This window comes from Nonomuraea sp. NPDC049607 (assembly GCF_040675375.1).
In the GTDB taxonomy this organism is placed as follows: Bacteria; Actinomycetota; Actinomycetes; order Streptosporangiales; family Streptosporangiaceae; genus Nonomuraea.
Genome location: NZ_JBFAOV010000003.1, coordinates 57,284 through 70,054, shown reverse-complemented (window position 1 = coordinate 70,054; position 12,771 = coordinate 57,284). Strand labels below are relative to the sequence as shown.

14 protein-coding genes are annotated in these 12,771 nt (G+C 70.6%); 4 read left to right on the top strand and 10 right to left on the bottom strand.

Annotation, left to right across the window (positions count from 1 at the left end):
* Positions 1-825, top strand: coding sequence for a class II fructose-bisphosphate aldolase (locus AB0J97_RS07630; protein WP_364085873.1), 825 nt, complete (start codon positions 1-3; stop codon positions 823-825).
* Here the strand turns inward: AB0J97_RS07630 and AB0J97_RS07625 are convergent.
* From AB0J97_RS07625 to AB0J97_RS07615, 3 genes are read right to left on the bottom strand one after another with little or no spacing between them, the layout of a single operon-like run.
* A complete protein-coding gene (locus AB0J97_RS07625) occupies positions 815-1,249 on the bottom strand; it encodes a GNAT family N-acetyltransferase (protein ID WP_357705866.1) in 435 nt (144 codons plus the stop codon). The two genes, AB0J97_RS07630 and AB0J97_RS07625, sit on opposite strands and share 11 nt — an antisense overlap.
* Positions 1,246-2,022 (bottom strand): aminoglycoside phosphotransferase family protein, encoded by a 777-nt coding sequence (locus tag AB0J97_RS07620; protein ID WP_364085869.1) that lies wholly within the window; start codon positions 2,020-2,022, stop codon positions 1,246-1,248. The genes AB0J97_RS07625 and AB0J97_RS07620 overlap by 4 nt, the downstream gene beginning before the upstream one ends.
* Before the next feature lies 1 nt (position 2,023).
* Positions 2,024-2,596 (bottom strand): TetR family transcriptional regulator, encoded by a 573-nt coding sequence (locus AB0J97_RS07615; protein ID WP_364085866.1) that lies wholly within the window; start codon positions 2,594-2,596, stop codon positions 2,024-2,026.
* A 70-nt stretch (positions 2,597-2,666) separates the two neighbouring features.
* On the opposite strand from AB0J97_RS07615, the gene AB0J97_RS07610 reads away from it, so the two are divergent.
* A complete protein-coding gene (locus AB0J97_RS07610) occupies positions 2,667-3,233 on the top strand; it encodes a dihydrofolate reductase family protein (RefSeq protein WP_364085862.1) in 567 nt (188 codons plus the stop codon).
* Here the strand turns inward: AB0J97_RS07610 and AB0J97_RS07605 are convergent, their stop codons facing one another.
* The 4 genes from AB0J97_RS07605 to guaB form a co-directional block, all read right to left on the bottom strand.
* Positions 3,234-3,911: an SDR family NAD(P)-dependent oxidoreductase gene (locus tag AB0J97_RS07605; RefSeq protein ID WP_364085858.1), complete on the bottom strand. Its 678-nt coding sequence runs from the start codon at positions 3,909-3,911 to the stop codon at positions 3,234-3,236. It lies immediately after the preceding gene.
* A gap of 11 nt (positions 3,912-3,922) precedes the next feature.
* Entirely contained in the window at positions 3,923-5,140 is a 1,218-nt protein-coding gene (locus AB0J97_RS07600) for an RNA polymerase sigma factor (protein WP_364085855.1), read from the bottom strand.
* 138 nt (positions 5,141-5,278) lie between these two features.
* Entirely contained in the window at positions 5,279-6,400 is a 1,122-nt protein-coding gene (locus AB0J97_RS07595) for a GuaB3 family IMP dehydrogenase-related protein (protein WP_357705872.1), read from the bottom strand.
* A gap of 4 nt (positions 6,401-6,404) precedes the next feature.
* A complete protein-coding gene (guaB, locus tag AB0J97_RS07590; protein ID WP_357705873.1) occupies positions 6,405-7,886 on the bottom strand; it encodes an IMP dehydrogenase in 1,482 nt (493 codons plus the stop codon).
* A 435-nt stretch (positions 7,887-8,321) separates the two neighbouring features.
* Here guaB and AB0J97_RS07585 point away from each other — a divergent pair, with 435 nt between their 5' ends.
* Together AB0J97_RS07585 and AB0J97_RS07580 are read left to right on the top strand one after the other, a co-directional pair.
* Positions 8,322-9,332, top strand: coding sequence for a LuxR C-terminal-related transcriptional regulator (locus AB0J97_RS07585; protein ID WP_357705874.1), 1,011 nt, complete (start codon positions 8,322-8,324; stop codon positions 9,330-9,332).
* Between the two features lie 39 nt (positions 9,333-9,371).
* Positions 9,372-9,749, top strand: coding sequence for a DUF5319 domain-containing protein (locus AB0J97_RS07580; RefSeq protein ID WP_090930411.1), 378 nt, complete (start codon positions 9,372-9,374; stop codon positions 9,747-9,749).
* Here the strand turns inward: AB0J97_RS07580 and AB0J97_RS07575 are convergent.
* From AB0J97_RS07575 to groL, 3 genes are all read right to left on the bottom strand, one after another.
* The gene (locus AB0J97_RS07575; RefSeq protein ID WP_357705875.1) at positions 9,710-9,910 is read right to left on the bottom strand and encodes a hypothetical protein; all 201 of its coding nucleotides are present in this window, start codon (positions 9,908-9,910) and stop codon (positions 9,710-9,712) included. The genes AB0J97_RS07580 and AB0J97_RS07575 overlap by 40 nt on opposite strands.
* Positions 9,907-10,542: a sigma-70 family RNA polymerase sigma factor gene (locus AB0J97_RS07570; RefSeq protein WP_090930520.1), complete on the bottom strand. Its 636-nt coding sequence runs from the start codon at positions 10,540-10,542 to the stop codon at positions 9,907-9,909. Before AB0J97_RS07570 ends, AB0J97_RS07575 begins: the two co-directional genes overlap by 4 nt.
* Before the next feature lie 553 nt (positions 10,543-11,095).
* On the bottom strand, positions 11,096-12,715 hold the full coding sequence (gene groL / locus AB0J97_RS07565; protein ID WP_364085840.1) for a chaperonin GroEL: 1,620 nt from the start codon (positions 12,713-12,715) through the stop codon (positions 11,096-11,098).
* Positions 12,716-12,771 lie beyond the last annotated feature (56 nt).

The following is a 12,771-nucleotide window of genomic DNA, read 5'->3' as shown; positions in this document are numbered from 1 at the left end:
ATGGCCCTCGCCGGAATCGGCGACATCGTCCGGCAGTCCCCCGCTGGGGTGGGCGCGTTCAACGTGATCCAGCTGGAGCACGCCACCGCCATCGTGGCCGGCGCGGAGGCGCTCGGCCTGCCGGTCGTGCTGCAGATCAGCGAGAACTGCGTGCGCTACCACGGCGCTCTGGAGCCCGTCGCGCTGGCCGCGCTGGCCGTCGCGCGCCGCGCGGAGGTGCCGGTCGCGGTCCACCTCGACCACGCCACCGACCGCGCGCTGGTGGAGGAGGCGGTGTCGCTGGGCCTCGGCTCGGTCATGTACGACGCCTCCGCCCTGCCCGACGAGGAGAACGTGGCCGCCACGGCCGAGGTCGCGGCCTGGTGCCACGAGCGCGGCGTCTGGGTGGAGGCCGAGCTCGGCGAGGTCGGCGGCAAGGACGGCGTGCACGCGCCCGGCGCCCGCACCAAACCCCACGAGGCGGTCGACTACGTCGCCAGGACCGGCGTCGACGCGCTCGCCGTGGCCGTCGGCACCTCGCACGCCATGACCACCAAGGACGCCGTGCTCGACCTGGAGCTCATCGCCGAGCTGCGGGCGGCGGTGCCGGTGCCGCTGGTGCTGCACGGCTCGTCCGGCGTGCCCGACGACGTGCTGCGCGAGGCCGTCCGCAACGGCATGAAGAAGATCAATATTGCCACCCACCTGAACAAGGCGTTCACCCGGGCCGTACGCGACTACCTGGCCCACGACGAGCGGGTGGTCGACTCCCGCAAATACCTCAACGCGGGCCGCGACGCCGTGGCCCGCGAGGTGAGTCACCTGCTGGGCGTGCTCACCGGCTGAGCTCCTTGCGCATCCGCACGGCCGAGCGGCCTTCGAGATCGACCCGGCCGGTCTCGACGTAGCCGAGCGAGGTGTACAGCGCGATGTTCGAGGCCATCTTGACGTTGGTGTAGAGGCGCAGGGCGGGCAGGCCGAGCCGGGCGGCCTCCTGCTCGGCGTAAGCCAGCAGGCCGCGGCCGATGCCCCTGCCGTGCAGGTCGGGCCGGACCGCGACGTTGTCGACCAGCAGCGCGCCCTCCTCGGGGATGAGCACGACGAGCCCTTCGAGGCCGTCGGTGACGTGCACCCGGCCCGCGGCGATGAGGGCCGGGTAGTCGGCCTCCATGGGCAGCGGCCGCGTGCCGATGATCTCGGCCCAGGGCTGGTAGGCGTCGTGGACGAGTTGTTCGACGGCGGCCCTGTCGGCCTCCTGCGCCAGTCTCATGCGCCCAATGATCGCAGCACCCTGTCGACCTGACGAGCGAAGGTGCCGGGGGGATTGCGCGGGCTGTCGTGCGAGAGCAGGAACAGCCAGACCAGGCTCTGCAGCTTGCGGCAGTCGCGCAGCCGGCGTTCCTCCGGCCCGCTCAGCTCGAACCGGCGGGCGATCTCCACCTCGCCGTCCACCCACATCGAGACGTGCTCGGACAGCTCGGCCAGCTCGTGGGCCAGGTCGCTGCGGCCGGAGTCCTCGAAGTCGACGATGCGCACGCGGACGCCGTCCCACAGGAAGTTCGCCAGGTTGCCGTCACCCGCCCCGAACGCCGGCCGCACCCCCGCCTCACCGGGACGCCAGGCCTCCAGCCAGCGCACGCCCTCCTCGACCGCGCGGTCGGCCAGCGGGTCGCGGGGCCGCCAGGCGGCCGCCCGTTCCCTGACCCAGTCGCTGACCGCCTCGATCTGCCACGGACGTACCGGGACGGCCTGGAGCACGCCCGACGGGACGGCCCCGTACAGCTCGGTGAGCGCCGCGGCCATGGCGGCCAGGGGCGACTCCTCGGCGGCCAGGCCGCGCAGCGGCTCGCCGTCGATCCTGGTCATGCGCACGACGCCGGCCTCGAAGGCGATCGGCCGCGGAGACAGGCCCGGCGCGTGCTCGGCCAGCAGGGTGAGCGCCCGCCACTCGCGCTCGGCCGCGCCCGGCTTGCCGTCGATGTAGCGCTTGGTGACGACGTCTCCGTCGAAGTCGAGGAGATGGGTGTGCACAAGATCGGCCATGCTACGGCAGGATACGCTCGACCGCCTGCCGTACGAGCTCGCGGATCTTGTCCTCGCCGAACACGTCGGGCAGCGTGAGCCGTTCGACCACCAGCCAGTTCATCGCCAGGTAGAGCAGCTCCACGCTGGTGGCGTCGCCGGGCAGCCCCGACTCCAGGTGGTAGCCGACGTTGGCCTCGACGTCGGCGCGGATGCGCTCGGTCAGCACGGCCCGCAGCTCCGGCCGCCTGGTGGCCTCCAGCCGCAGCTCCAGCAGCGCCAGGTAGCCCGGCGTGAACGCCGAGATCCGGTCGACCAGCTCGATCATGAGCCGCACCACGCGCTCCCGGTCGCGGGGGCCGGACAGGCTCTCGGCGATGGTCTGCGCGTCCGGCTGTAGCCGCTCGTAGATCCGGCCGCCGGCCTGGGTGAAGAGCTCGTCCCGGCTGGCGAAGTAGTTGGAGGCCGTGCCCGTCGGCACCCCGGCCTGCGCGTCGACCGCGCGGAAGGTCAGGCCGCGGGCGCCCTCGGCGGCCAGCACCTCGATCGCGGCGTCGACGAGCGCCGCCCGCCTGGCCAGGTTCTGTCGGACCACGTTGACACCACTCCATCTGTAGTACTACGGTATGACCACTTCACTCATAGTACTTCAAACGGAGTTGCGTATGCGCAAGCTTGTCTACTACGTCGGCGTCTCCATCGACGGTTACATCGCCGGCCCCGGTCACGAGGTGGACTTCTATCCCGTAAGCGAGGCCCTGATGGGCTACATCAACGGCGAGGTCCCCGAGGCCGTGCCGACGCACATCAGGGCCCAGATCGGCCTCGACGCGCCCAACCAGCGCTTCGACACCCTCGTGATGGGCCGCGGCACCTACCAGCCGGCGCTAGACGTCGGCATCACCAGCCCGTACGCCCACCTGCGCCAGTACGTCGTGTCCAGCACGATCGGCAAGATCGACGACCCGGCCGTCGAGCTGGTCGAGAGCGACCCGCTCGCCCTGGTGCGCCGCCTGAAGCAGGAGGACGGCCTCGACATCTGGCTCTGCGGCGGCGGCAAGCTGGCCGCGGCCCTGCTGCCCGAGATCGACGAGCTGATCATCAAGTCCTACCCGGTGGTGGCCGGAGCGGGCGTCTCCGCGTTCGACGGGGCGTTCCGGCCGACCACGTTCACCCTGACCGGCACCCGACAGTTCGAGGGCGGTGTGGTCCTCATGACCTACACCCGCTGATCACCACGGCAGCGGCACCCCGTCGCGGAAGAACCCACCGGTCGGCCCGCCGTCGGACAGATCCGCCGCCCACAACACGCTCCGCGCGCCCTCGGCGACCGGCCGCCCGCCCGGGCCGCCCATGTCGGTCGCCACCCAGCCCGGGCAGACGGCGTTGACCAGGATGCCGTCGCCGCGCAGCTCGGCCGCGAGCATCTTCGTCAGCGCGTTCAGCGCCGTCTTCGACACCGTGTACGCGGGCGTGCCACCCCCCATCGAGGCCAGCGAGCCGACCTCGCTGGAGACGTTGACGATCCGCCCGTGCGCGCCGGCGCGCAACAGCGGCAGCAGTGCGAGGGTGACCCGCCAGGCGCCCAGCAGGTTCGTCTCCAGCGCCTCCGACACCACGCCCAGGTCCGCGTCGCAGGCCCGCTGCCAGGTGTCGTAATGGATGGCGGCGTTGTTGACCAGCACGTCGACCCGCCCATGAGTCGACTCCAGCTCCCGCGCCAGCCCTGCCGCCGACCGCTCGTCGGCGACGTCGAGCCGGCGCGCCAGCACGTCGCCGGGGATGCCCGCCGCGGCGTCGCGGGCCTTGCGCTCGTCCCTGGCGGTCAGCACGACGGTGTCGCCGGCCGCCGCGAGCTGCTTGACCACCTCCAGCCCGATCCCCCGATTGGCCCCTGTGACCACACACACCCGGTCCACCTTCACGTCCCCCTCAACGTCGCGCGTCTGCGGCGCAGGAACTCCCGCTCGACCTCGTTGCCCGCGCAGGCGATCGCCTCGCCGTACGCCCGCGCCGCCTCCCCGTCGCGTCCCAGCCGTCGCAGCAGGTCGGCCCGTACGGCGTGGAACAGGTAATAGCCTGTCACCTCCAGCCCCTCGACCAGCGTCAGCCCCGCCTCGGGCCCGTCCACCTCGGCCACCGCCACCGCGCGGTGCAACGCCACGACCGGCCCCGGCGTGAACGTCAGCAGCAGGTCATAAAGCTGGACGATCTGCCCCCAGTCGGTCTCCCCCACGCTCGGCGCGTCGCCGTGCACGGCGTTGATCGCGGCCTGCACCTGGTACGGCCCCGGCCGCCCCCACCCCAGGCAGCGCCGCACGATGTCCTGCCCCTCCTCGACCAGCGCGCGGTCCCAGAGCGCGCGGTCCTGCTCGGCCAGCGGCACCAGCTCCCCGCCCGCGGTCCGCGCCGGCCTGCGCGCCTCGATCAGCAACATCAGCGCCAGCAGGCCCCACACCTCGGGCTCGTCCGGCATCAGCTCGGCGAGCAGCCGCCCGAGCCGGACGGCCTCCGCGCACAGGTCCTCCCGGACCAGCCGCTCGCCCGAACTGGCCGTGTACCCCTCGTTGAAGATCAGATAGACGACCGCCAGCACCGCGCGCAGCCGGTCCGGCAGATCCGCCGCCGCCGGCACCCGGTACGGGATCCCCGCCTGCCGGATCTTGTTCTTGGCCCTGACCAGCCGCTGGGCCATGGTCGCCGCCGGCACCAGGAACGCGTGCGCGATCTCGTCCGTGGTCAGCCCGCCGAGCAGCCGCAACGTGAGCGCCACCCGCGCGTGCGGGGCGAGCGCCGGATGGCAGCAGGTGAAGATCAGCCGGAGCCGGTCGTCCCGCACGGGCCCCTCCTCGGCGGGCTCGTCCCGGGCGTGCAGCAGCGCCGCCTGCACGTGCCTGTCGTGGCGGCCGGACTCCCTGCGCAACCGGTCGACGGCCCGGTTCCTGGCGGTCGTGATGATCCAGCCGGCGGGGCTCGGCGGCGGGCCCGCCTGCGGCCACTGCCGCGCCGCCACCGCGAACGCCTCCTGCACCGCCTCCTCGGCGACGTCGATGTCGCCGAACGCGCGGACGAGCACGGCCACCGCCCGGCCGTACTCCTCCCGGAAGGCGCGTTCCACCTGATCGTCCCGGTCGGACATCCTGCAACCACCTCGCCGTGACGGGCCGTCCCTGTGCATGTCCTGAACGAACGGCGGCCCCCGGAATCGACACGGCGCCCGCCGGAAAACACTCGGCTCCCGGAGGTCGCAACCCCCGGGAGCCGTCGCGGACGTCGGTCAGCGCTGGATCGGCGCGACCACGACCTCGACCCGCTGGAACTCCTTGATGTCGGAGTAGCCGGTGGAGGCCATCGTGCGCTTGAGCGCGCCCATCAGGTTCATCGAGCCGTCGGCCACGCTGGAGGGGCCGTGGAGGATCTGCTCCAGCGTCCCGACCTGGCCGAACTCCACGCGGCGGCCGCGCGGCAGGTCGGGGTGGTGGGCCTCGGAGCCCCAGTGGAAGCCGTGCCCGGGGGCCTCGGACGCCCTGGCCAGCGGCGAGCCCACCATGACGGCGTCGGCCCCGCACGCGATGGCCTTGGCGATGTCGCCCGAGGTGCCCATGCCGCCGTCGGCGATCACGTGGACGTACCGGCCGCCGGACTCGTCCATGTAGTCGCGGCGGGCCGCGGCCACGTCGGAGATCGCGGTGGCCATCGGCACGGCCACGCCCAGCACGTTGCGGGTGGTGTGCGAGGCGCCGCCGCCGAAGCCGACCAGCACGCCCGCCGCGCCGGTGCGCATCAGGTGCAGCGCCGCGGTGTACGTGGCGCAGCCGCCCACGATGACCGGCACGTCGAGCTCGTAGATGAACTGCTTGAGGTTGAGCGGCTCGGCGCGGCCCGAGACGTGCTCGGCCGAGACGGTGGTGCCGCGGATGACGAAGATGTCCACCCCGGCGTCGATCACGGCCTTGTGGTACTGGACCGTGCGCTGCGGCGACAGGCGGACGGCCGTCGTCACCCCGGACGCCCGGATCTCCTCGATGCGGCGCCCGATCAGCTCTTCCTTGATCGGCGCGTCGTAGATCTCCTGGAGCCGGCGGGTCGCGGCCGCGGCATCGAGGGCGGCGCACTCCTCCAGCAGCGGGGACGGGTCCTCGTAACGCGTCCAGAGCCCTTCGAGGTCGAGCGGGGCCAGGCCGCCGAGCCGGCCGATCTCGATCGCGGTGGCGGGCGAGACCACGCTGTCCATGGGGGCGACGACGACGGGCAGCTCGAACCGGTAGGCGTCGATCTGCCAGGCGATCGACACCTCTTCCGGGTCACGGGTGCGTCGCGAGGGCACGAGCCCGATCTCGTCGAGCGCGTACGCCCTCCGCCCGGTCTTGCCCCGGCCGATCTCCACCTGCTGAGTCATGAACTTACCTTCTGTGATAGTTCGGAGCTTCCACGGTCATCTGGATGTCGTGGGGGTGGCTCTCCTTGAGGCCCGCTGCCGTGATCGGCATGAGCTCGCAGTCGGTGTGCATCTGCGTGATCGTGCGGCAGCCGGCGTACCACATGCCCTGGCGCAGCCCGCCGATGAGCTGGTGGGCGACGGCCGCGACCGGCCCGCGGTAGGGCACCTGCCCCTCGATGCCCTCGGGGATGTACTTGTCCTCGCCGCCGACGTCGGCCTGCGCGTAGCGGTCCTTGCTGAAGGAGGTGCCGCCGCGCTCGCGGTTGCGCACCGCGCCGAGCGACCCCATGCCCCGGTACGACTTGAACTGCTTGCCGTTGATGAAGATCAGCTCGCCCGGCGACTCCTCGCAGCCGGCCAGCAGCGAGCCCAGCATGACCGTGTCGGCGCCGGCCGCGATGGCCTTGACGATGTCGCCGGAGTACTGGAGGCCGCCGTCGCCGATCACCGGCACCCCGGCGGGACCGCACGCCTTGGACGCCTCGTGGATGGCCGTCACCTGCGGCGCGCCCACCCCGGCCACCACGCGGGTAGTACAGATCGAGCCCGGGCCGACGCCGACCTTGACCGCGTCGGCGCCCGCGTCGACCAGCATCTGGGCGCCCGCCCTGGTCGCGATGTTGCCGCCGATGACCTGGACCTTGCTGTTGGCCTTGAGCTTGGCGATCATGTCGGCCAGCCCCTTGGAGTGGCCGTGGGCCACGTCGACGACGACGACGTCGACGCCGGCCTCGATCAGCGCCTTGGCCCGCAGCTCGGCGTCGCCGCCCACGCCCACGGCCGCGCCGACCAGCAGGCGGCCGTCGGCGTCCTTGGTGGACAGCGGGTACTGCTCGCTCTTGGTGAAGTCCTTGACCGTGATCAGGCCGCGCAGCCTGCCGTCGGGGTCGACCAGGGGCAGCTTCTCGATCTTGTTCTGCCGCAGCAGCGCGAACGCCTCGTCACGCGACACCCCGACCGGCGCGGTGACCAGCGGCATCTTGGTCATGACCTCGCGCACGGGGCGGGTCTGGTCGCTCTCGAAACGCATGTCGCGGTTGGTCACGATGCCGACCAGCGTGCCCGCCACGTCCGTCACCGGCACCCCGGAGATCCGGTACGTCGCGCACAACCGTTCGACGTCGGCCAGCGTGTCGTCGGGGCTGCAGGTGACCGGGTTGGTCACCATGCCGGCCTCGGACCGCTTGACCAGATCGACCTGCTGGGCCTGCTCCTCGACCGACAGGTTGCGGTGAAGGATGCCGATGCCGCCCTGGCGCGCCATGGCGACCGCCATGCGGGCCTCGGTCACGGTGTCCATGGCCGCGCTGACGAGCGGGATGGACAACGTGATGTCCCGTGACAGGCGGGACCCCGTGTCTGCCTCACCTGGCTGGAGATCGGAGTAGCCGGGCACCAGCAGCACGTCGTCGAAGGTCAAACCCATCTCGGTGAACTTGGACATGCCTCGGCCCCCTCCTGACCTCTGCGCTGATTGACCTAAGTCTAGGGCCTGCCTCCAAAACGCAATGAAGCCGGGAGTACGACGACCCCCATGGTCCGTCGTCCTCCCGGCTTCGCCGTCCGGAACGTCAAAAGTGCCGGGGGATGGGACGGTCGGTGATCCGTCCCATACCCCGGCCACCGGCACCCAGGCCCCGCGGCGCGTTCACGCCACCGAACCCCCCTCCGCGTCCTGATGGCGGCTGCCGCAAGGCCCCGCTTCAGGGTGCCGACGCTAGGTAAAGCCTGCGTCACTCAGCGGCACGGCGCAATGTGAAAACGTGCAATTGCACGAAGTTGCACGTTCCGCCGATGATTCCGGGCAAGGTCCGGACACGCACGCGGCAGGGGGTTATCCTCGCGGCACGCCCGTGTCCCCCCGACGGAGCCGCCCATAATGCGAAACCAGCCTCGGCGTGTTGCAGAGCCCTTCGAGACGCTGGGCCTCGACCCGGCGCAGACCGCCCTGTACACGGCGTTGCTGCGCCTGCACAGAGCCACGCGCACCGACCTCGCCCAGGCCATGGACGGCCCCGTCGAGAAGGTCGGACGCCAACTCGACGACCTGGTCAAGCTGGGGGTGGTCGACGAGCAGTCCGGCGAGTACCTGGCCAGGCACCCGGCGGCGGCGCTCGGCCGGGTCATCGCCGAGCGGCTCGACCGGCTGGCCGAGGAGAGCCGCAGGATCGATTCCGCGCTCGGCTCGATCCGCGGGCTGATCCACGACTACGATGCCGGTCGCGATTATCAGAGCGGAACATTTCCGGTGGAGATGGTGAACGGCGCGGACGTGCTCTACGAGAGCGTCGTCGGCATAGCCGTGCAATCGCCGCCGATGGAGTTGTTGACCGCAATCCCCGACGAGCGCACAATGGCAGATTTTGTTCGTAAATTTGCGGACCCATGGATTGATGCGCAGAAACGGCAGCTTCTTACCGTCCAGGTGATCATCCCGGTCTCCACGCTGAGCCTGCCGGGCGTACGCGAGCAGCTCACCCGCCTGCTCGACACCGGCGGCAAGGTGCGCACACTCGACCGGGTGCCGAGCTGGTTCATGACGGCCGGGCCCGAGGTCGCCGGCCTGCCCGCGCTCTGGGGCGGCAACCTGCCCGACCACGCCTACAACTTCTACCTGGTGCGCACGCCGATCGTCGTCGGCGTGCTGCGCTCGCTGTTCCACGAGCTGTGGGGCCGCGCCGTGCCCCTGCCCTGGGGGCGCAGGGGCGACGGGATGGTCCAGGTGCTGCGCCTGGCCGCGCAGGGCGTGTGCGACGACTCCATCGCCCGCCAGCTCGGCGTCTCGGTCCGGACCGTACGCGCGAGGTTCGCCGACGCCATGGCCGAGCTGGGCGCGCAGTCGCGCTTCCACGCCGGCGTGGAGGCCGCCAGACGGGGATGGCTCAGCTAATACTCTCCGCCGGGGCCGCTTCGGTCATATGGTGGGAAGGTGCTGGAAGACGTCCCCCGCGACCCGTTCGCGGACGACCCGAACGACCCGTCCTCGGCGATGGGCGCTCTCGACGACGCCGAGCCACTCACCGCGGCCGAGCGCGACGAGGCCATCACCGACCTGGCAGACGTCGAGGTCTTTCGCTCCCTGCTCGAACCGCAGGGGGTGCTGGGCCTGGTGCTCGACTGCCCCGAGTGCGGCGAGCAGCACTTCTTCGACTGGGAGCTGCTGCGCGGCAACCTTCGCCAGATGATCGAGAAAGGCCAGCCGCAGGTGCACGAGCCGGCCTTCCACCCCGACCCCGCCGACTACGTCAGCTGGGAGTACGCCCGAGGCTACGTCGACGGCGTCATCGACACGGAGGAGCGCCGCTGATCGACTTCCGAGACATCGTCCAGTAGCGCGCCCAGCAACCGCACCGCAGGGTCGGACGAGTCACGCGCCCGGCCCTGTGCGACCGCGTCGAGCAGCTCGTCGGTCTTACGCAGGTCGTCGGCCTCGAGGAGCGCATGGAGCTCGTCGTCCTCCGGCGTCAAGCCGACTCCAGCTCGGCCATCTGCCGCAACCTGGCCAGCGCCCGATGCTGGGCTACGCGGACCGCACCTGGTGACATACCGAGTACATTACCGGTCTCCTCGGCGGACAGCCCCGACACCACCCGCAACAGCAGCAACTCCCGCTGGTTGTCGGGCAGCCTGGCCAGCAGTCTGCGCGCGTGCTCGACCTCGATGTAGCGGACCACCGTCTCCTCGGGCCCCGGGCCGTCGTCGGGCCCGTCAGGCAGGTCCTGGGTGGGCACGGCCGAGCGCACCGAGCTGCGCAGCGCGTCGGCCACCTTGTGCGAGGCGATCCCGAACACGAAGGACGCGAAAGGGCGCCCCATGTCCCGGTATCGCGGCAACGCGGACAACACCGCGATGCACACCTCCTGGGCTACGTCATCGGCAATGTGATATTGCCCTGAAACCCTGCCCAGCCTGGCGCGGCAATACCGCACCACCATGGGACGCAACTCCCCGAGCAGAGATTCGATCGCACTGCGATCTCCCTGCACGGCGAGGCTCGTCAGTTCCCTTAGGTCGGAGTCATCCGTTCGTGCCGGAAGTCTCGACGCGAGCCTTACCCCAATTTTGGCGTCGGCGACGCTTCCCTCGCTCACGATAGGCATGATGCCCGCACTGATCCGGCCTGTCCCCATGGCGAACGGCTACGGATTGGTCACATTGAAGCGGCGATAACTACCAGTAATCGAATGACCACACTAAGCCTTAAGAGCTGACATAATATTTCACCTGATAACCCGAAATGCACGACAATTGCCAGGCCCCGACGCTTAACCTCCACTCCCGGTTTACTCCCATAATCCACCTCTTCCCTCACTTTTTCTCACCGCATGCCCTCAGCCACCAGGAGCCCCAACCGTATTTCCGGCCCCACCCGAACGCCTCCCACCCCTCGGGGCGCGCCCGGAAGCCACCGACAGCCACATCGGAAGGACCGCGACAGGCTGGAAGGGCCGGCACCCCGCACCAGAGGGCTCGGCGCGCGCCAGGACCGCATCTGAGGCCGACAACCCGCGTGACGACCCACGTCCGGAGCAGCCGGAACGGCCGGGAAGCCGACGGCCCGCGTTCGGAGGAATCAGAGGGGGCCGGGAACGCCGACGGCCCGCACCGGAGGGAACCGGTGCGGGCCGTACAGGCGCGGGGGAACCAGGCGGGTCAGTGACCGTGGCCGTGGCCGTGGCCCTGGCCGGCGGCCGGAGCCTCGTCCTCGGGCTTGTCCACCACGAGCGCCTCGGTCGTCAGGAGCATGCCCGCGATCGAAGCCGCGTTCTGCACCGCGGACCGCGTCACCTTGACGGGGTCGATGACGCCCTGGGCGACCAGGTCGACGTACTCGCCGGTGGCGGCGTTGAGGCCCTGGCCGGCGGGCAGCTCGGCGACCTTGTGGGTCACCACGTAGCCCTCGAGGCCGGCGTTCTCGGCGATCCAGCGGGCCGGCTCGACCAGCGCGCGGCGCACGACGCCGACACCGGTGGCCTCGTCGCCCGTCAGGCCGAGGTCGTCGAGCTCCTTGCCCACGTGGATGAGGGCCGAGCCACCGCCGGAGACGATGCCCTCCTCGATCGCGGCGCGGGTCGCGGAGATCGCGTCCTCGAGACGGTGCTTCTTCTCCTTCAGCTCCACCTCGGTGGCGGCGCCGACGCGCAGCACGCACACACCGCCGGCGAGCTTGGCCAGGCGCTCCTGCAGCTTCTCGCGGTCCCAGTCGGAGTCGGACTGCTCGATGGCAATCTTGATCTCCTTGACGCGGTCCTCGATCGCCTGCTGGTCACCGGCGCCGTCGACGATGGTCGTGGCGTCCTTGGTGACGACGACGCGGCGGGCCGTGCCGAGCACCTCGAGGCCGACGTGCTCGAGCTTGAGGCCGACCTCCTCGCTGACGACCTGGCCGCCGGTGAGGATGGCCATGTCCTGGAGCATCGCCTTGCGGCGGTCACCGAAGCCCGGGGCCTTGACGGCCACGGAGGTGAAGGTGCCGCGGATCTTGTTGGTGACCAGGACGGCCAGGGCCTCGCCCTCGACGTCCTCGGCGACCACGAGCAGCGGCTTCTTGGTCTGGGCGACCTTCTCCAGCAGCGGCAGGAAGTCGGCGATGGAGGAGATCTTGCCCTGGGTGAGCAGGATGTACGCGTCCTCCAGGACGGACTCCATGCGCTCGGGGTCGGTCACCATGTAGGCCGACAGGTAGCCCTTGTCGAACTGCATGCCCTCGGTGAACTCGAGCTCCATGCCCATGGCGTTGGACTCTTCGACGGTGAGGACACCGTCCTTGCCCACCTTGTCGAACGCCTCGGCGATCAGCTCGCCGATCTTGGCGTCCTGGGCGGAGATGGTGGCGACGTTGGCGATCTCCTTCTTGTCGCCCACCTCGCGAGCGCTGGCCAGCAGCCGGTCGCTGATCTCCTTGGCGGCCTTGTCGATGCCACGCTTGAGCGACAGCGGCGAGGCGCCGGCGGCCACGTTGCGCAGGCCCTCGCGGACCATGGCCTGGGCCAGCACGGTGGCGGTGGTGGTGCCGTCGCCCGCGATGTCGTTGGTCTTGGTGGCTACTTCCTTGGCGAGCTGGGCGCCGAGGTTCTCGTAGCGCTCCTCCAGCTCGATCTCACGAGCGATGGTCACACCGTCGTTCGTGATCGTCGGCGCACCGAACTTCTTGTCGATGACGACGTTACGGCCACGCGGGCCGAGGGTTACCTTCACGGCGTCCGCGAGGGCGTTGACACCGCGCTCAAGCGCGCGGCGGGCGTCCTCGTCGAACTGCAGGATCTTCGCCATGCTGAAAGTCCTCTCCTGGCGTCGAAAGCCCCGGGCCCTCAAGAGCGCCCGGGGCT